This window comes from Paenibacillus sp. PastM-3 (assembly GCF_029893965.1).
Classification (GTDB): Bacteria; Bacillota; Bacilli; order Paenibacillales; family Paenibacillaceae; genus Paenibacillus_AQ.
The window spans coordinates 35,043-56,779 of sequence record NZ_JARXXP010000029.1 but is presented as its reverse complement, the minus strand read 5'-3'; the positions used below and the strand labels follow the sequence as shown (position 1 = coordinate 56,779).

18 protein-coding genes and 1 pseudogene are annotated in these 21,737 nt (G+C 57.1%); 2 read left to right on the top strand and 17 right to left on the bottom strand.

Annotated features, from left to right (window positions below):
* From M2108_RS26725 to M2108_RS26705, 5 genes and pseudogenes are all read right to left on the bottom strand, one after another.
* Nucleotides 1–386 (bottom strand): annotated as a pseudogene (locus M2108_RS26725) (IS4 family transposase); the annotation flags it as partial.
* 318 nt (nt 387–704) lie between these two features.
* Nucleotides 705–1,991, bottom strand: coding sequence for a serpin family protein (locus tag M2108_RS26720; RefSeq protein ID WP_277472409.1), 1,287 nt, complete (start codon nt 1,989–1,991; stop codon nt 705–707).
* 89 nt (nt 1,992–2,080) lie between these two features.
* Nucleotides 2,081–4,207, bottom strand: a complete 2,127-nt coding sequence (locus tag M2108_RS26715; RefSeq protein WP_277472408.1) for a CocE/NonD family hydrolase — start codon at nt 4,205–4,207, stop codon at nt 2,081–2,083.
* Nucleotides 4,208–4,219: 12 nt separating this feature from the next.
* Nucleotides 4,220–5,380 carry a dipeptidase gene (locus M2108_RS26710; protein ID WP_277472407.1) on the bottom strand — a complete coding sequence of 387 codons (1,161 nt, stop codon included), beginning with the start codon at nt 5,378–5,380 and terminating at the stop codon, nt 4,220–4,222.
* An 18-nt stretch (nt 5,381–5,398) separates the two neighbouring features.
* Nucleotides 5,399–6,373: an ornithine cyclodeaminase family protein gene (locus M2108_RS26705; RefSeq protein ID WP_277472406.1), complete on the bottom strand. Its 975-nt coding sequence runs from the start codon at nt 6,371–6,373 to the stop codon at nt 5,399–5,401.
* Nucleotides 6,374–6,554: 181 nt separating this feature from the next.
* Between M2108_RS26705 and fabV the strand changes: the two genes are divergently transcribed.
* Nucleotides 6,555–7,736, top strand: coding sequence for an enoyl-ACP reductase FabV (gene fabV, locus M2108_RS26700; protein WP_277472405.1), 1,182 nt, complete (start codon nt 6,555–6,557; stop codon nt 7,734–7,736).
* Between the two features lie 83 nt (nt 7,737–7,819).
* On the opposite strand, the gene M2108_RS26695 is transcribed toward fabV, so the two are convergent.
* From M2108_RS26695 to M2108_RS26640, 12 genes are all read right to left on the bottom strand, one after another.
* Entirely contained in the window at nt 7,820–7,969 is a 150-nt protein-coding gene (locus tag M2108_RS26695) for a hypothetical protein (RefSeq protein ID WP_277472404.1), read from the bottom strand.
* 50 nt (nt 7,970–8,019) lie between these two features.
* Nucleotides 8,020–9,093, bottom strand: coding sequence for an ABC transporter substrate-binding protein (locus M2108_RS26690; protein WP_277472403.1), 1,074 nt, complete (start codon nt 9,091–9,093; stop codon nt 8,020–8,022).
* A 67-nt stretch (nt 9,094–9,160) separates the two neighbouring features.
* Nucleotides 9,161–10,036 (bottom strand): ABC transporter permease, encoded by an 876-nt coding sequence (locus tag M2108_RS26685; RefSeq protein WP_277472402.1) that lies wholly within the window; start codon nt 10,034–10,036, stop codon nt 9,161–9,163.
* 82 nt (nt 10,037–10,118) lie between these two features.
* Nucleotides 10,119–10,916 carry an ABC transporter permease gene (locus M2108_RS26680; RefSeq protein ID WP_277472401.1) on the bottom strand — a complete coding sequence of 266 codons (798 nt, stop codon included), beginning with the start codon at nt 10,914–10,916 and terminating at the stop codon, nt 10,119–10,121.
* Between the two features lie 35 nt (nt 10,917–10,951).
* Nucleotides 10,952–11,728: an ABC transporter ATP-binding protein gene (locus M2108_RS26675; RefSeq protein WP_277472400.1), complete on the bottom strand. Its 777-nt coding sequence runs from the start codon at nt 11,726–11,728 to the stop codon at nt 10,952–10,954.
* Nucleotides 11,729–11,751: 23 nt separating this feature from the next.
* Nucleotides 11,752–12,471 carry a 5'-methylthioadenosine/S-adenosylhomocysteine nucleosidase gene (mtnN, locus tag M2108_RS26670; RefSeq protein WP_277472399.1) on the bottom strand — a complete coding sequence of 240 codons (720 nt, stop codon included), beginning with the start codon at nt 12,469–12,471 and terminating at the stop codon, nt 11,752–11,754.
* Nucleotide 12,472: 1 nt separating this feature from the next.
* Nucleotides 12,473–13,678, bottom strand: a complete 1,206-nt coding sequence (locus M2108_RS26665; protein WP_277472398.1) for a radical SAM protein — start codon at nt 13,676–13,678, stop codon at nt 12,473–12,475.
* A 15-nt stretch (nt 13,679–13,693) separates the two neighbouring features.
* Nucleotides 13,694–15,037 carry a nitrogenase component 1 gene (locus M2108_RS26660; RefSeq protein WP_277472397.1) on the bottom strand — a complete coding sequence of 448 codons (1,344 nt, stop codon included), beginning with the start codon at nt 15,035–15,037 and terminating at the stop codon, nt 13,694–13,696.
* Nucleotides 15,038–16,513 (bottom strand): nitrogenase component 1, encoded by a 1,476-nt coding sequence (locus M2108_RS26655; RefSeq protein WP_277472396.1) that lies wholly within the window; start codon nt 16,511–16,513, stop codon nt 15,038–15,040.
* Nucleotides 16,514–16,527: 14 nt separating this feature from the next.
* A complete protein-coding gene (locus tag M2108_RS26650; protein ID WP_277472395.1) occupies nt 16,528–17,397 on the bottom strand; it encodes a nitrogenase iron protein NifH in 870 nt (289 codons plus the stop codon).
* A 36-nt stretch (nt 17,398–17,433) separates the two neighbouring features.
* Entirely contained in the window at nt 17,434–18,684 is a 1,251-nt protein-coding gene (gene metK / locus M2108_RS26645; protein WP_481856951.1) for a methionine adenosyltransferase, read from the bottom strand.
* Nucleotides 18,685–18,927: 243 nt separating this feature from the next.
* Nucleotides 18,928–20,307: a hypothetical protein gene (locus M2108_RS26640; protein WP_277472393.1), complete on the bottom strand. Its 1,380-nt coding sequence runs from the start codon at nt 20,305–20,307 to the stop codon at nt 18,928–18,930.
* 251 nt (nt 20,308–20,558) lie between these two features.
* Here M2108_RS26640 and M2108_RS26635 point away from each other — a divergent pair, with 251 nt between their 5' ends.
* Nucleotides 20,559–21,695: a glycoside hydrolase family 88 protein gene (locus M2108_RS26635; protein WP_277472392.1), complete on the top strand. Its 1,137-nt coding sequence runs from the start codon at nt 20,559–20,561 to the stop codon at nt 21,693–21,695.
* Nucleotides 21,696–21,737 lie beyond the last annotated feature (42 nt).

Below are 21,737 nucleotides of genomic sequence, written 5' to 3'. Positions count from 1 at the left end.
GGCAGTCGGCCTGCCCCCACCGTAACTTGAGTGGAATCAACAATAAGCAATTCTTTGGGTATGCCAAGGGACCGTCTCGTCTTGCGGTTACACAGCTCAATGAGGATGGTCAGCAAACGCTTGAAAAGTTCATAAGGAACGTGTTTTGCTTTTTTGGAAAGCGTAGAGTGGTCCACTGCACGCTGACCATGATGAGCCATTTGCTGCTCACCGTCACGGTATCCGTCCCATTGCTGAAAGGCGGCTTCGCTAAGAAATAAGAACAGATTATAGACGGTAAACTTTCTGGCAACATCGACATAATTAAGTTCTTCCAGGATTGGAGAAATCCGTTCCGGTGGAATCACCGATTGCAGAATGTTCGATAATGAAGTAGACTTTTTCATGAGGTCGCCTCGTTTCGGATGGTTTGTAGGGGTACAAACACTTTACCGAATGAGCGGCCTTTTTGCTACCTTTTTTTGGTTAATCAACAGCCGTAGATTTTAGTCACTTAATTGCCGTGAATCCCGGAGTTTGCAGCCACTAAGTGGAAAAAAGTCATCTATTTCTGGGCATTTATCACTTTGAGGCTGATTTTCATGAATCTAAGTGGCGTTTTTCCAACTAGTTTCCCGGCAGCGGGGTTTTCCGCTGAATTAGATGGTGAAAATCCTCTTGGTTCGATAAGACATGCCGCTTTTCCTATATTTATGTGAGTTAGGCTATTCCGCCTGCAGCGGCTTCCCGATTGACCCGAGGAACAGCCATAAGCCCGTCTGTGTGTCCTCGATTATGAAGATAAACGGCCGGTCGGCAGTCAGCTCAAAGGGTAAGTCGGCAGTGGGAGCCGCTCCGCCATCCATTGCAGCGAGCGTTGATGCAGCAGCTTCCGTTCCGGCTTCATTCACCTCGATAAATGTCTTATGAATAATCGAGCCGATGAAGATGGGCGTATCCACATCTGTAAGCGCCGGGAAATCTGCTGTGGCCGGATCAAACGGAGTCTTCATGCCCAGTGCCTGTACAGCCTCCTTCAGATCAACGCCGTATTCGGCAGTGAACCGCGGAAGGCCAACGGTTCCGAACCTCTCCGCGAACTGTTCTCCGGCAGGCAATCCGCCCTGAAGCACCTCATCTGCAGACGAACCTTCAGACGGCAGAATAACCAGCATCTCCATCTGGCCTTCCCCGTAAGGAAGCCGTACAGCCTGCCAGTCCTCTGTTTCTGCATAAGCAAAGTTACCGGTCTGCTTCATCATCATCACTTCTGCCGGGGTATTATTCCCCGTGTGAAATTGTGCAGGCTCAGAGCGCTCTACAGGAAACTTCTCTTGCCACGCTCCTTTAAAATACAGAGCATTGACCAGCAGAGCTACTGTATTGCCTCCGGGCGGCTGCTCGAGCATCCTGTCTATCTTGCCCGCCGTTTGATCTTCAACCCATCGATTCACCTCGGTAACGGTAACAGACTTCTCCGCAGACAGATTTGTTGTGCGAACCTCCGCGCCATAGCTGGTCTTGACTGCTTTCAGATACTCCTTGCGCAGCCGTATTCCCTGATCAGCCCACACCGAATTGGCCAGCTCAAGCTGAATGCCGGGTCCGGCATCGTTCAGCAGCGGCAGCAATGCCTTGCTGCCGGCATTCAGCTGCTCCAGCTCCCCGGGAGCATAGCCCAGCAGCTGTCCCAGCTCTTCCGCCGTCTCACCGCCGCTGCCATTGTAAGCCAGGGCCAGCGCAGCCGAAATGCTGTATGGCGAAATCGTCAGATTACCTGCTTCATCGCCCAGCTCCCTAAGTTTGCTGAACAGCCGCAGGCCAAGCTCATTGCTCTGCCGTGCAAGCCGGGCATCCAGCTTCGCCGCTGATTCTGCCCGTTCACTGAAGTTCATCGCGGAGTCTGCAGCAGGGCCGCCGGCAAAATCACCAGACCCGCCAGAACCGCAGCCGGACAGCAGAATACATGGAAGCAGCAGGACACTCAAAGGCAGTGCCGGTCTTTTTTTCATAAAACGTCCCCCTTTTATCTCAGTCCATTCAGGCAAATGCTGATATACCTTTCCTGACGGAGTATAAATGGAAAATGTTACAAGACACCTTATGCATTCGGTATCACCGGCAGAAGAATATGACTCGGATGTTCTAGGCTATGGCAGATGGTCTGCTGAACAATTATCGCCTCAGTATCCTCATACGGATCACTGCCGGTATTCGTATTCGGGAACGCGACAAATTTGCTGGACGAGGTAACCGTGAACCGGATGCGGTGTCCGGCGGCGAAGGTATGGGCGATATTTTGCAGGAAAATATCATATTTCTCCACCTGGCCGGGAACCAGCAGCTGCGGATTGTCCAGCCCGTGACGGTACTTGGCCCGCACAATATAGTTGGACAGCCGGATCGAATCGCCGTTCTCATGCACATCGCTGAGCGTAACAACCCAGTCGGTATCAAGGCCCGTACTCGCCGCATACAGCACGCAGGACAGCTCCCCGGCAACCGTAAGCTTGTCCGCCAGAGATTCGCTGGTGTACACCACAATATCGCTGCGCAGCTCATGCTTCCGCATATTCTCCGGCTCACGCTCCCCGCTGTCTGCAATCGGGTCCGCCGGATTATAGATAAACGTATCCGGGGCGGAGTCCGCTTCCGGTGCAACTGCCAGCCTGCCGTCGCCCAGCGACGAATTCGCCCGGCCCTCCCCGGCGAGATAGAACTGCGTAACCACCGCTTCAGCAGGAGTCCAGTCTTCAGAGGTTCTCCAGCGGTTTTCACCGACTACATAATAGGAGGCCCGCGGCTCCTCATCGATACCGTTCGGAATGTCCTTCAGGAACCGGTCGAACCAGCGCAGTACCGAGACATCATAATCGTAGACAACCGCATCCTCGCCAAAAGCAACCCCCTGCAGATCCCTGGCCCGGTTCGGCCCGTGCTCCCAGGCGCCCAAGCGGATTTTGCGGTTTGGAACATCGTGCTCAGTGAGCATCCGCCAGGTCTCCGATACACCGGGACTGTCCCCGTCATACCAGCCGGAGATGACATACATTGGAACCTTGACCTGATGACCCAGCTCGGTGAAGGTGCAGTTCCGCCAGAAGTCATCATATTCCGGATGCCGGCTCCACAGCTCCCACGGGCCTGAGGTCTTCCCGATCATCTGCTGCGGAATGTCCCGGATCGGCCTTGCATCAACAGCCGCTTCCGGACTTACCGTAATCCCGCCAAAAATATCAAAATCCGTCCGCGTCCCCACCGACTGCGCCAGGGTCCACGACAGCAGCGGCCAGGAGCACAGCGTCCCTCCTTTGCGTGCAGTATCAATAAACGGCGAGCCTACATTTACTTCATCCACAACAGCTTTGAGGTTCGGATGCCCGCTGGTCGCTGCTGCGACAACGACATAGCCGAGATAGGAGGCGCCCCACATGCCGACCTTGCCGTCAGACCAGTCCTGGGCAATAATCCAGTCAATCGTGTCGTAGCCGTCATCCCGTTCATTATAAAAAGGAATCAGCTCACCCTCAGAATCCGCCCGTCCCCGCACGTCCTGGGAGACTACAGCATAACCTTTGTTCGCCCAGCGCATAAAAATCTCTTTTTTCCCGTTACGGTCATAACAGGTCCGCACAAGAATCGTAGGCAGCTTCGCCCCCGGCTGAATGCCCTCCGGCAGAAACACATCGGTCGCCAGCTTAATGCCGTCGCGCATTGAAATCAGGAACGTTCCGAGATCATTAACGCCATACTCCGGCTTGGACAGAAGCGGCTCATCATAGACCGTCAGCGGAGTCAGTTTTTCATAGCCTGCCTTGACGATCAGCTCAATCCCGTAGCGGTTAGGGGTAAGAAAAGCAATAACCTCGCCGTCCAGCGTCACCACATCCAGCGCCGTATCGCCCCGCAGGGCCCAGACCTGTGAAACCTCCAGCTTTCCGCCAATCTCCGCCTCATATCGGATATGCTTGTGGTATACCTCGCCGGTGTCAAGGACAACCTTTTCTCCCGTCCAGTCTGCAGCTTCGTAGGAAGAGAGCTGGCGGGCAATTTTGGCAAAAGGAAGCACATATTTCGCGTTCGGATCAAGCACGTTGTCCTGCATTTGCGTGCGGCGGCGGACGTCTACCTTGGCGTGCAGGATTGCTTTTTCCGTAAAATGAATCTTGCCGCTATAAATCCCCGAACAGTAGAAATGGAAGTCCGTTGTATGTAAATAAGTAGTCATCAGTGCAATCCCCTATCCGCAGATTTGTTCAAACACCCGGAGCCAGTTGCCGCCCATAATCTTGGCAATGTCTTCATCCGTATAGCCGCGCGCCACCAGACCTCTGGTGAAGTTGATAAACGTGCTGTATTGTTCAAGTCCCGCCACCGTTTCGGTCGAAGGCCCGTCCCCAGGGGCAAAGCCAAGTTTGGGAGCAATATGCTCTTTAAAATAAACCAGCGACCAGTCGGGATCGCTCATCGGCCAGTCTGTGCCAATGCCCACATGGTCCACGCCAGCCAGACGGATCACGTACTCCATATGATCCAGCACATGGTCGATCGTCGTGTGGTCAGGATCTTCATGAACAAACCACGGCATGGCAAAAATCCCGATCACGCCGCCGGTTCCGGCGATGGCGAGAATCTCCTCATCGCTTTTACAGCGCATATGCGGATATATCGCTTCTACTCCGGTGTGTGAGGCAATGACTGGTGTGCGGGATACCTTGCAGGCATCCAGGGTCGTCTGTTTGCCGCAGTGTCCGGTATCGACAATGATCCCTAGTTCATTCATCCGCTGCACGAACCGGACCCCGAAATTCGACAGCCCGCCGTTCCCCTGCTCCGCACAGCCCGAGCCGATCAGATTCTGCTTATTGTAGGTCAGCTGCAGAATACGCAGCCCGAAGTGATGCAGCACCTCCAGCAGCTCCAGATTGGTGCCGAGGGCATCCGTCTCCTGTGCCGTCACAATGCCCGCCACCTTGCCCGACTGCTTGGCGCTGCGGATATCTCCGGCGGTCAGGGCCTTGATCAGCCAGTCATTGGCATCAAACTGCAGCTGCACCTCGCCCATACTTGTAATCAGACTGTCCATATCGTTCAGGTGCAGCTCCCGGTTGCCTGCCGTAATGCCGGACTTGAACCACTCCTCTTTATACTGGGGAATGTCACCTCTAGCAGCCAGCTTGGTCACCCATTTGGCCGGCATGGAGCTGTAGACAATCGGCTCCTCCTTGTACGGTTCGCTGAGCTCCCTGATTCTCTCTGAGACCGCAGCCGGAATTGCCTTTGGTGACAACGGCCCCTGAAACAGCAGATCAATGTTGATATTCTGCCCATGCAGCTGCTGTGCGCGGAGCTCCTGCTCCTCCGTTAATTTAAAATCATATAATCCTGCCTGTAAGCTCATCTGTGTGACCTCCTCAGATTACATCTCCACCTCAACACCCTTATGCAAAAGCACGGCCTGATTGTGAATATAATGCGCCGCAGCCAGGTCCTCAATCGCCAGGCCCAGGCCCTTGAACAGGGTGATCTGCTCCGGGCTGCTCCTGCCCTCCACTTGTTGCAGAAGCAGCCCGCCGAGCTCGCCGGCGATATGCCCTTCGGCAATGGCACCCTCAGCCAGCGGAATGAGGTAGTCCCCAGCTTCGTTGACGGCGGATTCCAGCCGGTCCACGTAGAGCCTGGACGCTGCCACAAGCGCCGAGTCCAGCTCCCGTTCATGCGGCCGGCAGGCGCCGACTGCGTTGATATGGGCTCCCTCCGGTACCCATTCGCCATTCAGCACCGGCACACTAGAAGCCGTTACGGTACAGATGATGTCCGCAGCCTGTACCGCCTCGCGCACTGTTGCCGCTGCCGTTATTTCGATGCCGTATCTGGCAGCCATCTCCGCGGCAAAACGCTGCGCCTTGTCCGGCGTTCTCCCCCAGACGCGGACTTCGCGGATGCTGCGCACCAGCAGCATCGCCTCCAGATGGCTGGCCGCCTGCTCCCCGGTGCCAAGGATCGCCAGCACGCCGGCATCTTCCCGGGACAGCAGCCTCGTTGCTACCGCACTGACCGCCGCTGTGCGGATTGCCGTAATCTGCCGGCCGTCCACAATTGCATTCAGCCTGCCGGTCTCTGCATCGAACAGTGCAACCGCCCCCTGATGGGAGGGCAGGCCTCTGTCATGATTGTGCGGGAACACGCTGATCAGCTTGGCTCCCGCCGCCGCTTCCTGCCGCAGATAACCCGGCATCAGCCCGAACAGATTCCCGCCCGTAAGCGGCATAACCTGCCGCAGGCTCTGGACCGCATCTCCTGAAGAAAGTGCAGCCAGCACATCCTGCATGACACCGATGCAGGCTTGCATCGATAGAATCTCCGCTGTTTCTCTCCCGTTAATCACCAGCATGATGTATGGCCTCCAGTCTTGTCAGCTATCTTTTTTCTTCTATTTATCATAGCGCTATCCTGGCTGTTTGCGAAATACCGGAGACAAAATAAACGGGGGGCTTATCTTTCTGAGCCATCATTTGCTATACTCTATAACAGTGGTTGTAAACTTAAAATTGAAAACAAAGGGGATTTCCTATATGATCATCCAGCCCAAAACACGCGGCTTCATCTGCACCACGGCGCATCCCGAAGGCTGTGCCCGGCAGGTACAGCAGCAGATCGACTATGTAAAAGCACACAAAAAACTGAGCGGACCCGTTAATGTTCTGGTTGTCGGAGCCTCCACCGGATATGGACTGGCTTCGCGTATTACCGCTGCCTTTGGTGCAGGAGCGAATACGATCGGCGTCTTCTTCGACAAGCCGGCTGAAGGTGCACGGACTGCTTCCGCAGGCTGGTATAACTCCGCTGCGCTGGAGAAGGCTGCTGCCGAGCAGGGCCTGAAGTCGTTCAGCATCGTCGGCGATGCCTTCTCTGACAGCATCAAGACCAAGACCATCGATCTGATCAAAGCCGAGTTCGGCACCGTTGACCTTGTAGTGTACAGCGTAGCCTCCCCGCGCCGCACCCATCCGGTTACAGGAGAAACCTTCTCCTCCGTGATCAAGCCTGTCGGCAATGCTTATACCAACAAAACAATGAACTTCCACTCCGGTGAAGTTACGAACGTAACGATCGAGCCGGCAACGGACGATGAAGTGCGTCAGACAATCGCCGTTATGGGCGGCGAGGACTGGGGCATGTGGATCGACCAGCTCCAGGCAGCGGGCGCGCTAGCTGACGGGGCAACAACAGTAGCCTACTCCTACATCGGACCTGAGGTTACTCACCCGATTTATAAGGACGGAACAATCGGCCAGGCCAAGAATGACCTGGAGAAAACGGCAATCGCACTGAACGAGAAGCTGAGCGCTACAAACGGACGGGCCTTTGTATCGGTTAACAAGGCACTGGTAACCCAGTCCAGCTCGGCCATTCCGGTTGTGCCGCTGTACATTTCTGCCCTGTACAGAGTGATGAAAGAAAAAGAGCTGCATGAAAACTGCATCCAGCAGATGTACCGCCTGTTCGCCGAGCATCTGTATAACAACGACGCCGGCAGCAGCCACCTGATCCGCATCGACGACTGGGAAATGCGTAAGGACGTTCAGGCTGAGGTCATGAAGCGCTGGAGTGAAATTGAGACAGCCAATGTACCTGATCTGGCGGATCTGCCAGGCTACCAGGAGGATTTCTTCAACCTGTTCGGCTTCCGTACGGAAGGTGTAGATTATGAAGCAGACACCGATCCGGCGGTAGACATCCCGAATCTGGTGTAATATCCACATATATAAAAAACCGTCCTGTTCCCTCTTCGTAAAGAGAGGGCGGGACGGTTTTCTCTAAATCCGCTGTCTTCCTCCTACACCGATTTTCCCACGCCTGCATGATGCATCCTGTAGTAATATCCTCTCCGCCGCAACAAGTCCTCATGACTGGCCTGTTCAATAATCGTGCCCTGATCCAGTACCAGAATCTGATCGGCGCTCCGCGCCGAAATGAATTTGCCCATCTGATCCCCTCCTGTATACCGCCAGCCCAATGACTATGCCCAGCCTTGCATTATTGCAACTGCCAGTCGCTGATATTGAAATCTTTTTTCGCCAGTCCTTCTTTGACAAGGAAGCCTTTGGTGCCTTCCAGCAGCGCCAGCCCGTCGTCACTAAAGGCCGTTTCTATAATGTCGCTGATCGGGAAGATTTGTTTGGCCAGCTCCGGGGTTGTTTTGTTGATTTTGGCCAGAAACTCGTAATACTCCGCTTCATGCTGCTTCAGGTCAGCCAGCGCTTTCTCCCGCGCTTCGTTCCACACCTTTGGAAAATCCGGGAACTTGGCCAAATAAGCCTCCGACACGACGGTTACGCTCGTGCCCAGCAGATTTGGATGGGTGGAAGCGTCGTCCAGATGGACAAACCCTTCGTCAATCTGCTTGAGCGCCGGCACGCCTGTATTGGTCATCGCCGCCACATCCCCCCTGGCCAGCGCCGCCGTCGCATCGGGCGTCAGCATGTGCACCAGCTTGTAATCCGTTACGCCCGCCTCCTGCAGCAAACCGACGACATAACGGTGCATAAAGGAGCCCTTTTGAATGGAGATCGTCTGTCCCTCCAGATCCTTGAGCGTTTTCGGCCCGTTCTTCTTGCCGATCAAATAGCCGATCTGGCGCGCGGCGGGCTGGGAAATCAACCGTGTTTTGGCGCCGGAGGCGTAGGCGATAATCGCCGGCGTATCGCCAAGGCTGCCGAAATCAAGCCGCCCGCTGATCAAGGACTCCGTCTGGTCCGGCCCGTTCGGAAAGGCAGTCAGCTTTACCTCGGTAATTCCGTATTTCTTCAGCTCTTCCTGAATAATGCCTTTGTATAACCCCCAGCCTTCCGCCCCGCCGGGCACGTTCAGCTCGTTGGAGCCGATAAAGCCGTAGTTCAGCACAGCAGGCACATCGCTAGCGGGTGCAGTAGGTGCCGCTGAAGCGGAATTGGTTGCGCCTGTTGCGTTTTTATTATTCTTAAAGGAATTATCGGCATTAGAGCATGCAGAAATCAGCAGCATCGCTGCCGCTAGCAGCGTAACCAGCGCCAGCCGCAACTGGCGGATTCCCGCGCCTTGAGATTGTTTCCATTCAAAGCTTTTGTTCATCGTCGAATCTCCCCCTTATAGTGTAGCCTTGATTAATAATACTTAGTTCTATGGAAAGCTTTCCGCTTTACCCCTTGTAGCTGTCCCTCCAGAGCAGCATGCGGCGTTCCAGCAGCCGGACAACCGAATCAATCATTTTGCCCGTCACGGCAAAAATAAGGATCCCCACGAATACCTCGGCCGTGTCGGAATTTTGCTTGGCCTGGTTGATCAGGAAGCCGACGCCCGACTGCGCGCCGATCAATTCGGCGACGACCAGACCGATCCAGGCCACGCCGAACGACAAGCGCAGGCCGAGCAGAATGTTTGGCAGCGCGGCGGGAAGCACGAGGCAGCGCAGGCGGTCATAAGTGCCGAACCCCAGCACCCGGCCCACTTCAAGCAGCTTGCCGTCCACCTGGCGGATGCCCAGGAATGTATTGATATAAAGCGGAAAGAAAGCGCCGCTTGTAATAATGGTGATCTTCGAGGTCTCCCCGAAGCCGAACCAGAGGATGATCAGCGGAGCAATCGCCAGATGCGGAACGAGACGCAGCACCTGAAAGACGGGATCCAGCAAATATTCTGCCTTGCGGAACAGTCCGTTCACGATGCCGAAGAGCAGCCCGAGCGCTCCGCCGAGCAAAAAGCCGAGTCCCGCCCGCCCCATGCTGATTCCCAGATGGCGGATCAGCTCTCCGCTGACCGTCAGCTCCGCCAGGGACTTCAGGATCGCCAGCGGAGCCGGCAGAAAAAAATCGGAGATCAGTCCGGCGCTCCCCGCCGCCTGCCAGGCAGCCAGTACGATTGCCGGCAGCACCGCGCCCAGGCCAAGATCGGCAAGCAGCGGCTTCCACGCCGCCCGCAGGCGCTGCTTCCGCACGCGTTGCATTTTCGGCCGTGCCGGGCTCCTCGCTTCCGCCAATTCCCCCGTCGCCAGCACCGCCTCCGCTCCATCGCTCATGTTTAACACTCCCCGTTTTGGATTTACAACCATTGCTTTGTCTGTTCGTCTTGCACGCTTACTGCGCTTGCCGCGCCTATCATTAAGCTTCGGTCTTCCATCCCAGCAATCGCCGCTCGGCCAGCCGGACCAGAACGTCGCTCAGCAGGCCGCCCAGCGCAAAAATAAAGATTCCGACAAACACCACCGGCGTATCCGCGAACTGCCGCGCATCAGACATCATGTACCCGATCCCCTCCGTCGAGGCGATTAACTCCGCGACCACAAGCCCCAACCAGGACAGGCCCAGCGACAGGCGCAGGCCCAGAAAGATGCTTGGCGTCGCCCCCGGCAGCACCAGACGGATCACCTGCTTAAGCCGGCTGAAGCCCAGCACCCGCGACACTTCGAACAGCTTGTTGTCCACACTGCGGATGCCCAGGAACGTATTGATATATAGCGGAAAAACGGCGCCCTTGGCAATAATGAGCACCTTTGATTCCTCGCCGATGCCAAACCATATAATGAATAATGGCACCACGGCCAGACTGGGGATCATCCGGATCATTTGCAGCGTCGGGTCGAGCAGCTTCTCCGACCGTTTAAACAACCCGACCAGAATGCCGAAGACAAGCCCAAGCCCGCCGCCCAGCAGAAAGCCGGATAACACCCGGATTAGGCTGATCCGCAAATGGCCCCACAAATCGCCCGACGCCACCAGCGCCGCGAACGATTTGGCAATCACCGCCGGAGTGGGGAACAACATATCCGAGATGATTCCCCGGTCTCCGAGCACCTGCCACGCCAGCAGCACACTGGCCGGAACGATCAGTCCAAGCCCCGCCACGACCAGCCTGCTTGGCTTGCCGGGGGGGCGGACCGCTGCCGTCTGATTTGCCATCCCTTTTCCTCCCTGCGCATCATTCCATAGTCTTGCTAAATACCCGCTCCGTCCGTCAGCTCCAGCTCTTCCACCTTTTCGAAATAATTCATCACTTTAAGCCGAATTTCCTGAAAAGAGACGCTGGCCTTGCGTCGTGGATAAGGCAGGTCGACCGGCACAATCTTGCGGATTTTACCCGGACGCGGCTCCAGAATGACGACCCGTTCCCCTAAAAATACCGCTTCGTCGATATCATGGGTCACAAAGACCATCGTCGTTTGGTTCGTACGCCACACATCGAGCAGCACCTGCTGCATATGGGCCCGCGTGAAAGCGTCGAGTGCGCCGAACGGCTCGTCGAGGAGCAGGATTTTGGGACTGCGCAGCAGCGCCCGCGCGATCGCAACCCGCTGGGCCATGCCGCCGGACAGCTCGCGGGGATACGCTTTTTCGAAGCCGGACAGCTTCACCAGCTCGATCAATTCATCCACCTTGCATCTGATTTCCTTATTGCGCAGAGGCAGATCGGAGGCGATGTTCTTCTCGACGGTCAGCCAGGGAAAGAGGCGGTGCTCCTGAAAAATAAAGCCTTTATCAATGCCCGGACCGCCGATCCTTGCGCCTTCCAGCGTCACCTCCCCGCTATACCCGTTGTCCAGGCCGGCGACGATGCGCAGGAGCGTGCTTTTGCCGCAGCCGCTGGGGCCGATTACCGTGATGAATTCGCCTTCCTTTACTTGAAGATCCACGTTGTACAGCGCCTGCACCGGGCCATTGGCCGTGTCAAACGTCTTGTGCAAATTCGAAATAGCCAGCAACACATCGCTCATCCGCCTTCCTCCTCCTGTTGAAGCTAAAGCGCCTCAGAACCATGCTTCCGCTCCCCATAATAAAGCTCTAGCGCACGCAGAATGACCTCGACAGGCCGGACCGCGAGTTCATCGAGCCCGGCCTGCGCGGCAAGATGGGCCTCTTCATCCGCCAGATCGGACAAGGTGCGGACGGCGGCAAACGCCGTCTCCTTAGCCGCGCAGACATGGGCGATGGCCGCCGACTCCATATCAAACGCCACCGGGGAAAAGTCGCGGATGATCTCCGCCCTGCGGGCATTGTCATTCAGAAAAAAGTCTCCGGTCGCAATCCGTCCGGTTAAACTGCGGTATTCCCGCTCCGCAGACGCCTGTTCCACTTCCCGGATGAAGCCTTCCGGCAGCACATAAGGCCGCGCTCCGGGAATGATGCCGGGACTGAATGGCTGTGACAGTGAGGCGAAATCCACCTGGATATAATCGTTCCCGACAACGATATCGCCCCTGCCGGCGCCCTCGGCCAATCCGCCCGCATATCCGATGTTGAGGACCAGCTCGGGCACAAATACGGTTAGAATTTCGGCGATGCCGGCAGCGGAATTAACCTTGCCGACGCCAACGACAGCCGCAACCAGCTCGATGCCAAGTTCGTTGTTGGAATAGATTTGACCCGGCTTCCGCTCCCAGCCGTAGGCGGATTCAAGCTGTTCATACAGCGGAGCAATCTCGCGGTCAATGGCGCTGACCACCGCAATCCGCGCCATCCTAAATCGCCTCCGGCCGGGCGTCGCGGCTGAAGATCGGCAGCAGTTCCTCGTCAATGGCGAACAGGTCATGGATCAGGAAGTTCGGGCTCGGCGCAATGTCGAAATAATCCTGATAGGTGAAGCCGTTGCGTTTGAAGATGTCATGGCAGCGGTAGGCCATGTCCAGATGCCATTCCGGCCATGGGGTCCGGTGTCCTTCCAGCGCCGAGCCGGGATTCGGCACCCACGCTCCCGTGAGCGACAGCACGCCGATGGAGGCCAAATATTCAACGCCTTCAAGCGTCGCCTTTTTCGGCTCGATGCCGGCGACGAAGCCTGATCGTACCTTGCCCTTGCCGAAGATACGGGCGGCGTATTCCAGCGCCTTGATCCAGTGCTCCCGTCCGCCGCATTCCGCGACCTTGCCGGGAAGAATAGCCTGGTAGAAATTCGGGTCCCATAATTCCAGATTCATCGCCAGCGTCCGGAAGCCCGCTTCCTTATACCGCTCCAGAATGCCGAGATCCAGCGGGGCGCCGATGACGGCGGTGCCGTTGAAATCCTGCAGTCCGGTGCTCTCCTGGATCGCTTCGGCAACATCAATGTAATAATCCACTTCGCGCCGTTCGGGAACGAAGCCGCCGGTCAGATTGGTATGCTTGACCCCGTCCAGCTTATAGGCCGCCGCGACGGCTTCGCCGATTTGCTTCGGATTCTTCCACTTGATGCCTTCTCTTTCCGAATACGTGTCTTTGGTCGCGTTGATATTGCAGAAGAGGCAATCCTGCCCCGTTTCCTTCAGGGAGCACTCGTTGCTGTAAGCGATGGACACCGTGCCGCCGTGGGCGTAAGAGGCGATCCGGGAAAAAGGCGTTCCATCGGAAGCCCGCTGGCTGTAGAAACGCGGTCTTTTCTCAAATAGAATCGGAAAAACCTCTTTTTTGCCGCGGGTCAGCACATATTGGCTGCCATCATAAATGATTTCGTAGGAGGATCTTCGGTCCCAGTTGAAGCCGATGCGCAGACCTCCCGGCGTCTCGTAGCCGGTCGGCAAGTCGAACCCTTCGTGCGTTTCATGGTCCATTTCGAAGCAGAGATGCACCTGCTCCTGAAATTCCCCGCCCAGATCCAAATGCTTGAAGATCGTCGGATTGGCCGCGACCCCCTCGACGTTCAGTTCATTTTTGATCTTTAATTCCTTGTACAGCTCGTCTTTAATGCTCACTTGCGTTCACTCTCCTTATTGATTGGTTGCGGGGGCCGACAGCCGCCGGGATGCGGCAGCGATAATGGCGTCCCCCAAGTCTTGCAGCAAGGCAAGCCCGCCGCAGGAACCGGCATAGCTCTTATTCAGCACCAGCCGGTCGGCGACAGGAAAAGAAACGGGGAGAAAAGGAATTTCCAGCCGGCGGGCGGCGGCCTGCTCCAGCGAGCTTCCGAGCACTAGCTCCGCGCCGCTGCGCGCCAGCAGATTGTCGATGACGGCGGCGTCGCCTGCGAACACGATCTCTGTCTCCGCGCTGTTGCCGGCCTCCGCCCACCTGCGGCGGATATCGGACTGCGCCGCGGCCGGGAGATCATCCGTAATGACCACCGTCAGCGCGGGAAGTCCCAGCGGCCGGTCCAAGAAGCGCGCCGCGCCAAGCACGAAGCCGCTGTCGCCGACCAGAACCGTCTTGCGCTGAAAGCCGTACCGGTAATAGGCGTCCAGGGACTTCACGATATAATATCGCTCCTCCCTTTCCTTCAGCGCGATCCAAGACTCCAGCCGCTCGGCGTCAAGGTTCAGGCTGCCTGCCGCTGTGCGCAGCAGCCCCGCAGTCTGCTCCGCGCCAACCGGATATCCATCGGTATGCACATACGGAATTCCGTATTGCTCTTCCAGCAGACGGCAAATCTCCAGGCTGTGCGGCGAGAAGGACAGATTCAGCGCGGCGGTGCAAACGGCGCTCCATTCGCCGAGGCCGGAGCCCGGCCCCAGCAGAACATTGACCTCGGCGCCCGCCCCCTCGAGGTCGGCTTGCAGCGCCTGCAAATTGCCCTGCCAGAACACATCCTGCTCCGGTATGATGCCGAACAGGTTCACGAGGCGGTCGCGTTTGCCGGCCTCCGGCTCAGCCAGCTTATCCAGCTGGCGCAGAATACCCGTGACCGCCGCCGTGTATCCGCTATGGACGCTGCCCTTGAAGCCCGGCGCACTGACATGAATCGCTTTATAAAACTGATCCTGCAGCTCCTTGGTCATCGCCGGCACATCGTCGCCCACAAGTTCGGGCGTGCAGCCGGTGAGCACGACGTAGAAGTCGCCTTCTTTGATCTTTACCGTATTCTTGAGCTGCTCGCGCAGCCGCGAATTGCCGCCGAAGACGACCTGCCTTTCCAGCACGTTCGTGGACGGCAGCCCCAGCCCGCCCGTCCGGCCGGAACCGGCATTGCCGCTTAGACTGCTCACCCCGATATACTGCTGGACTCCGCAGCCCGCGGTGGAATGAATGATCGGCACCGCGCCTTCAATCGACTTTATGGTCTGGACGGCGCCGTGCAGCAGGCAGCTGTTGCGCCCTAAGGCTATCGCTGCTCCCATTTATTTCACCTCCTGTTTAATGTGCCAATTCGCACTTTTGCCGAGCCAGGCCGCGCGGTAGGAGGTACTTACGGCTTGCCGCAAATAACGGCTGAGCGCCTGATTGCCCAGCGCCCCGCGCCAGCTTTCGGCCAGAACCCGCGCCCCGGCAAAGCCGTAAGGGTCGATAGAGTCAACGGCGGCAGCGGGATAACCCGCTCGGGCTGCCCAAATGGCGTCCTCCGCCCGGCCGATATAGAGATCCGGCTTCAGCTTGCCGAGTACGTTAACTTTCTCGAACGGCTGGCCTTGTTGCACATAGACCACCACTTCCGGCAGGCGCTCTTGGAGCTGCCGCAGCCTAGGGGTATGAATCCGGTCGGCATGGTCAAGCGCGAGGCCGGACAGCTTGCCGCCCAGCTCCAGCACCAGCTCCAGCACGCCAAAGGCCAAATCCGGCGGCAGATCGATGAAGACGGTTACGCCGTCCAGGCGGCTCGCGGCAAGCGCGGCGGCCGTCTGTTCTTTCTCGGCGGCGATATAGGCCGCCGCCGCTTCCAGCGAGCCGGCCGCGCCTGCGGCGGCCAGCAGCCAGCGCTCCGTGCCCGCGAGGCCGACCGGAGCCTGCCCGCCGAGACGCGGAACGCTATGCACCGCGTCCAGCCAGCGCAGCAGATAATCGGCGCCGCTGTCGTCCAGCGCCAGGGAAGCAGCTGCGTGCACCGCCCGTCCCAGCGACTCCGGAGTCGTCGCTCCGGCGAGCCAGTTGACGTTCACTCCCGCTCCCGCCAAATCCCCGGCAATGTGCCCGGTGTGCGCCTGCGCCGCGCCGGCCACATTGATGAACGGCGCCGCGGGAACAGCGCCCGCGCCGTTGCCTCCGGCGCCCGTCTCGCGCAAGGCCTCGCCGGCCTCTTCTTCCGCCCCGCTGGCCTCACGGCCCAGCGCGTATTTGATCAGCGCGTGATACGCCAGATCGTATCCGTAGGCGTACGCTTTGGAGCGGAAGCCCGCCGAGAAGATCGGGATCACCGGGATACCGAGCCCGGCGCTTTTTTCCGCGGTGACCGAGACGATATCGTCGTTGTTGATCGCGACCACGGGAGACGAGATGATAAAGATCAGGCGCGGCCGATATAGCCGGTAGGCCCGCTCCACCGCTTCGTCCAGCTTGTCGTCGGCCCCCAGAATGGAGTCATTCTCTTCAATGTTCGTAATCAGCCACGGGGTTCCGCCCCGGACCAGATAATCCTCCAGCTTGACTGCGCCGCAGCCGGGCGGGCCGTGAATAATCGTCACGCTGTCCCGAATCGTGCCCAGCAGCCGGATCGCGCCGATAATTTCGTCGTAGGCCGTCTCCGAATAGGTCCGGATCCGCTGCCTGGCGTTAACGTCCGTCAGTTCATCCGCCAAACCGGAAGAATCGCCGGAATACGCGGTTAAGGTGCCTTGGCTTTTCTCCCGCGTGCGCGGAAAACGTTGTCTGATCTCCGTCATCCCCTCCACCCGCCTTAACGAGCGGCGGCGGCGGGATGAGTAGCCGCTTCCGAATGAATGGCATCTCCCCAGCCGCGCGCCCAGTCGCGCAGGTCAGTGACATTCAGCGGAGTGGGAACCGTAAGATTCTCATTGCCCGCAATATATGCGGCCAATTTGCGGTAGACATCGGCTTGCTGCGATTCCGGGCTGGCTTCGATCACCGTCTTGCCGTACAGTTCGCTCTGGGCGACTACGGGAGAGCGGGGAACGAATCCGGCTACCGAGGTGGAGGTTTTGGCGGCAAAATCCGTGATCAGGCTTTCCGGATAACCCGGCAGGATGCTGTTGCCGATAATGCCGCCCAATCTCGCGCCACCGGAGGGCGCATATTTGCTGATCGCCTTAAACAGGTTGTTAGCCGCATATACAGCCATGAAATCGGAGGAACTGACCACATAGGCCCGGTCGGTAATCCCGTCGCGGATCGGCACGGCGAACCCGCCGCATACCACATCTCCCAGCACGTCGTAGAGCACATAATCGGCTTCGAACTCCTCGAACACGTTAAGCTCCTGAAGCAGGCTTACCGCCGCATTGATTCCCCGGCCGGCGCAGCCGACACCCGGCACCGGACCGCCGGCTTCGATGCACAAGATCCCTTTGAAGCCGGTCGCGGAAATTTCCTGCAGCCGGACATTGGCGCTGTCCCGCAGGCTGTCAATCACCGTCGGCAAATAATTGCCACCCCGGAGCGTATTGGTGGAATCACTTTTCGGATCACAGCCGATCTGGATGACGCGTTGGCCCGCTTCGGCCAGCGCCGCGCTGATATTGGAAGTCGTTGTTGATTTGCCGATGCCCCCTTTGCCGTAGATTGCAATATGCTTTGCCTTTTTTGCCATTGCTGTCTCCTCCTGTTCGTTTAACTTCTTCATCCCTCAGACCGTTGCCGGCAGCCTTTCCTTCAACCGGGCCTCCAGCAGTCCGGTTTTATCCGTCTCCTCCCAGGGAAAACCGGCGTCGTTGCGGCCGAAATGGCCGTATGCCGCCGTGCGGCCGTAGATGGGCCGCTGCAGCTTGAGATCGCGGATGATGGCGCCCGGCCGGAAGTCGAACACCTCCTGCACGATTTCGGCGATTTGCCGGTCCGGCAGCGCCCCTGTGCCGAAAGTGTTCACCGACACGGAGACCGGCTTGGCGACTCCGATCGCATACGCGATCTGGATTTCCGCCCGCTTGGCCAGCTTAGCGGCCACAATATTCTTGGCGGCATACCGGGCAGCATAAGCCGCGCTGCGGTCCACCTTGGTCGGGTCCTTGCCGCTGAACGCCCCGCCTCCATGCCGCGCGTATCCGCCGTAAGTGTCAACGATGACTTTGCGGCCGGTAAGTCCGGCATCCCCATGCGGACCGCCGATGACGAACCGGCCGGTAGGATTGATAAAATATTTGGTTTCGCCGTCAAGGAATCGGGCCGGAACGACAGGTTCGATTACCTGCGCCACAATGTCCCGCCAAATCTGCTCCAGTTCAACATCAGGATCATGCTGGGTGGACACAACGATCGTATCGACGCGCACCGCCCGCTCCCCGTCATATTCCACCGTGACCTGCGTTTTGCCGTCAGGCCGCAGATAAGGCAGCAGGCCGGTCTTTCTGACCTCGGCCAATCTTGCCGCCAGCCGGTGGGCCAGCGAGATCGGCAGCGGGAACAGCTCGGGCGTCTCGTCGGTGGCGTAGCCGAACACCAGTCCCTGATCCCCGGCTCCAAGATCATCTTCCACCGCAGCCGCCGCTTTATCACTGCCCGCTGTATTTGAACCGTCCCAGAATTGCCCATTTCTATACTCCAGCGCTTGATCAACGCCTCTGGCGATATCCGGCGATTGTCCGTCCAGCGAGCTGAGAATGCCGCAGGTATTTCCGTCAAACCCCAGCGATGAATGATTGTAGCCGATGTCGACAATGGTCTTCCGCGCGATTTGCGGAATATTGACATTCGCGGTTGTGGAGATTTCGCCCGCGATCAGCACAAACCCGGTCGTTACTGCGACTTCGCACGCCACCCTGCCCTTCGGGTCCTGCTCCAGAATCGCATCCAGAACGGCATCCGAAATCTGATCACAGATTTTGTCCGGATGTCCTTCCGTGACAGACTCGGATGTAAACAAATGGTTGCTCATTAACACCCCTTCTTTCTTCTCGTTTTTTCCGGTAATCTTTACGCCGTTGTCTATGAGATTTCCAAACATGTGCAGAAAAAAAGGCTCTGTCGTATACCGCCTCCGCACATAAGCACAGGACGATACCCACAGAGCCTCCGGTTGACCGGACAGCTTTCTCCACTAAAGTAATAGGATTAATCAACATAATAGAGAAAGCTGTTTTGACTTGTCAATAAGATAAATCTCATACGACAGAAACTTTTTCACTTAATAAATCGGATACCCCCACACGAACAATCCCAGATACAGCAGGCTGCTTACTATACATAACACTGTTACTGCACTGTCCCTGGCCTTATCCTTCGTAAGCAGCACAACCGCAAAGGCCAGCGGAAAAGCGGCAGCCAGATAACGCGGTGCGGACAGCAGCCAGGTCGGACCGGTTACAAATACGAAATACACCATCATATAGGCAGTATAGGAAGGATGGAGCTTCCTGGCGCTTTTGAACATTACATACAGTGTAGTGAAAATAGCGAGCAGATTCGGCAGCCAGAGCCCCAGAAAGCTGCGGCTGTCACCTTCCTTGAACTTGCCTACCGCATACTCCATCTGGTACCTTACGGTATCAAAAAACAGATACTGCCGCTGGAACCAGTGCTCCCGCTGATAAATGCTGAACTGCAGCGCATTCCCGTAGACAGCGTAGTTGATGTACAGATAGGCCAGCAGGCCAAGCGGCACGATTGCCAGGCATCCGGCAGCAGCGGCAAGCTTGCGCTTGATGGCTTGTTTATGGGCAGATTTGTACGTTTCAGCAAGATCGCGCCACAGCTCGATAACAATCGGGACCGCCAGCAGCACCCCGGGTGAGCGCGTAAATCCGGCCAGGGCGGCGCACAGGCAACCAAACAGCCACTTCTTTTTGCGGACCAGATAAATGGATAGTAATGACAACAGCAGGAATAGGGACTCCGTCATCGGCAGCACGAAGAAGAAGGCCGCGGGGAAAATAAACATATATTTTATTACCCGGAAAGCCTCTTTCCTGTCCATGTCAAGCGCCGCAAGCTCGTAAGCAACCAGTGCAAAGGCAACTGCACAGAGATTGGCTACGGTATAGCCTGCAGCAAGATAATTATTGGTGAAGAAATGAACTACTTTGATCAGGATTGGAAAAAAAGGCAGGAACACGATGTGGAACCGGGGATCCCCCTCCGTCACATACCAGTTCTCGGCAATGCCCAGATAAGACGGCGCATCGATTCCTTTTATATGCCAAGCCTCATTCAGGTGACGTATCAGACCTCCTCCGGTGTAACCGTCTTTCAGGATAAGAATTGCATAGGCGGCAACCGCCATAAGCAGCCTGCTCAGCAGCACCCAGACAACAATTTTTGTCCACGCCTGTCTGCGCAGGTCTTCTGCAGCTTCCAGCCCGGCATACTGTTGGCTCCGGCCGGCTGTAATATATCCGGTTAATGCAGGTATCGCACGCAGACCGGTCATGATGAACAGTACGTAACAGGCCGCTGCGGCTGCCGTACCCATAAACGTCCAGCTGTCAGCATGCACTGCCCAATACACCCCGGCAGCTGCCATGACGGCTGCAAAAATAACAGAGATGTTTCGATTAACCTTCTCCATCTGCTCCCCCTTGTGGTTAATAACATTATGTATAGTTGTTCTTTCGGCATAAGTAATTTTTACCATAAGACAAAGGGAATGTCTTTACAATCTTTAACCCGCCCATACACAAACCGCAATATACCTAATCAATTACACAACAAACCGATATAACATCAGATTTATAATGAGGTTAAGAACAATATAGCGATATATTGTAAACAATAATTTGAGCATCAGAACAATCTAGCGATACTAGGAGGTATTCTAGCATGAACCGGAAATCCGTAATTGAACAGACCCTGGCCATCACCCGCCTTAACATTGAGCGTTTCGGTAACCGCTTTCCAATTGTCAGCATGGGTGACGGCAAATATTATCTGACTGACCAGACCAACTGGACCGAAGGCTTCTGGTCCGGTATTTTGTGGCTGAGCTATGAATACAGCAAGGATCCCGCGCTTTATTATGCAGCGATCCAGACAGTGGATTCCTTCCGTGAGCGTATGGAAGCAGGGCAAGAGCTGGATCACCATGACATCGGCTTCCTCTACTCTCTGTCCGCCAAAGCGCGGTGGATCGTCGACAACGATGAAGCCTCCCGCCTGCTGGCGCTGCAGGCCGCCGATGTGCTGATGAAGCGCTGGCGTTCAGCACCGCAGGTGTTCCAGGCCTGGGGTCCGGAAGGTGACGCCGACAACGGCGGCCGGATTATCATCGACTGCCTGATGAACCTCCCGCTGCTCTACTGGGCAGCTGAACAGACGGGAGACCGCAGCTATGCCGAGTGTGCCACTATTCATGCCGACAAAAGCCGCCGGTTCCTGGTGCGGGGGGACGACTCCTCCTACCACACCTTTTACTTTGACCAGGAGAACGGTAATGCCATCCGCGGCGGAACCGCACAGGGCTTCCATGACGGCTCGACCTGGACACGGGGCCAGGCCTGGGGCGTCTACGGCTTCGCCCTGGCTTACCGCTATACGCGGGAGGAACGTTTCCTCGAAACCTCGCGGAGACTGGCCCGCTACTTCCTCGAGCATCTCCCTGAGGACCATGTCGCCTATTGGGATTTCGATGCCCCGCAGGAGGAAGGCACCGCGCGTGACAGCTCGGCTTCAGCCATCTTTGTGTGCGGTGTGCTTGAGCTGCTGGAGCATCTGCCGGAAGGCGACCCGGACCGCACTCTGCTGAGTGAAGCGGTAAACCAGTCGATGGAATCGCTGATCGGCAACTACTTCACCGCCGGCAATCCGGACGAGGAAGGCTTCCTGCGCCACGGCTCCTATTCCGTCAGAGGCAACTCCTCCCCCGACGATTTCATGATCTGGGGGGACTATTTCTTCCTGGAGGCGCTCCTCCGCCTGGAGCAGGGAATTCCGGGATATTGGTACGGGCGGCAGGCTTAGGTGGAGTGGTGAGCAGGAAGGGATGAGGAGCGGGAACTTTAC

Bases quoted from the DNA above. Each gene is read 5' to 3' on its own strand.
- M2108_RS26720 (WP_277472409.1), bottom strand. From the start codon at position 1,991: ATGAAAAAAAGACCGGCACTGCCTTTGAGTGTCCTGCTGCTTCCATGT.
- M2108_RS26715 (WP_277472408.1), bottom strand. From the start codon at position 4,207: ATGACTACTTATTTACATACAACGGACTTCCATTTCTACTGTTCGGGG.
- M2108_RS26710 (WP_277472407.1), bottom strand. From the start codon at position 5,380: ATGAGCTTACAGGCAGGATTATATGATTTTAAATTAACGGAGGAGCAG.
- M2108_RS26705 (WP_277472406.1), bottom strand. From the start codon at position 6,373: ATGCTGGTGATTAACGGGAGAGAAACAGCGGAGATTCTATCGATGCAA.
- fabV (WP_277472405.1), top strand. From the start codon at position 6,555: ATGATCATCCAGCCCAAAACACGCGGCTTCATCTGCACCACGGCGCAT.
- M2108_RS26695 (WP_277472404.1), bottom strand. From the start codon at position 7,969: ATGGGCAAATTCATTTCGGCGCGGAGCGCCGATCAGATTCTGGTACTG.
- M2108_RS26690 (WP_277472403.1), bottom strand. From the start codon at position 9,093: ATGAACAAAAGCTTTGAATGGAAACAATCTCAAGGCGCGGGAATCCGC.
- M2108_RS26685 (WP_277472402.1), bottom strand. From the start codon at position 10,036: ATGAGCGATGGAGCGGAGGCGGTGCTGGCGACGGGGGAATTGGCGGAA.
- M2108_RS26680 (WP_277472401.1), bottom strand. From the start codon at position 10,916: ATGGCAAATCAGACGGCAGCGGTCCGCCCCCCCGGCAAGCCAAGCAGG.
- M2108_RS26675 (WP_277472400.1), bottom strand. From the start codon at position 11,728: ATGAGCGATGTGTTGCTGGCTATTTCGAATTTGCACAAGACGTTTGAC.
- mtnN (WP_277472399.1), bottom strand. From the start codon at position 12,471: ATGGCGCGGATTGCGGTGGTCAGCGCCATTGACCGCGAGATTGCTCCG.
- M2108_RS26660 (WP_277472397.1), bottom strand. From the start codon at position 15,037: ATGGGAGCAGCGATAGCCTTAGGGCGCAACAGCTGCCTGCTGCACGGC.
- M2108_RS26655 (WP_277472396.1), bottom strand. From the start codon at position 16,513: ATGACGGAGATCAGACAACGTTTTCCGCGCACGCGGGAGAAAAGCCAA.
- M2108_RS26650 (WP_277472395.1), bottom strand. From the start codon at position 17,397: ATGGCAAAAAAGGCAAAGCATATTGCAATCTACGGCAAAGGGGGCATC.
- M2108_RS26640 (WP_277472393.1), bottom strand. From the start codon at position 20,307: ATGGAGAAGGTTAATCGAAACATCTCTGTTATTTTTGCAGCCGTCATG.
- M2108_RS26635 (WP_277472392.1), top strand. From the start codon at position 20,559: ATGAACCGGAAATCCGTAATTGAACAGACCCTGGCCATCACCCGCCTT.